Origin of the sequence: Aliidiomarina sp. B3213 (assembly GCF_003290085.1) — a bacterium.
In the GTDB taxonomy this organism is placed as follows: domain Bacteria; phylum Pseudomonadota; class Gammaproteobacteria; order Enterobacterales; family Alteromonadaceae; genus Aliidiomarina.
Genome location: NZ_QMKJ01000016.1, coordinates 1 through 327, shown reverse-complemented (window position 1 = coordinate 327; position 327 = coordinate 1). Strand labels below are relative to the sequence as shown.

General features: G+C 41.6%; 1 protein-coding gene. It reads left to right on the top strand.

The annotated features are described in order from the left end of the window. Positions 1-107: 107 nt before the first annotated feature. A partial coding sequence (locus DQX04_RS12630; RefSeq protein ID WP_207801120.1) for a hypothetical protein occupies positions 108-327 on the top strand: 220 nt, incomplete at its 3' end.

The following is a 327-nucleotide window of genomic DNA, read 5'->3' as shown; positions in this document are numbered from 1 at the left end:
GTCTACTTCCTCTTGCTTTCTTTATAGTAGAACGTCTTTATCAACTATGGCTATTGTCTCTTGTCGTACCGAAACTATTCCGTTCGAATTGCCAGAGGAATAGACTTTTGTTCAATCAAAATACTCTAGAAAGAGCTGTGGATCTCGCATTCAAGCCACACAAGAAGAGTGCGAAATCCTTAACCAAAGTAAGCCCGGAGGTTGTGACTTCTAGAACAAAACTGACGAAGCGTTGTTTCATCAATAAAGAAAGGCTTGGAGATTTGTTTCGTAGAAGCACCTTCTTCCTATCCATGTCTCTATCTTTACTCGCAGAGACGGCCCTCA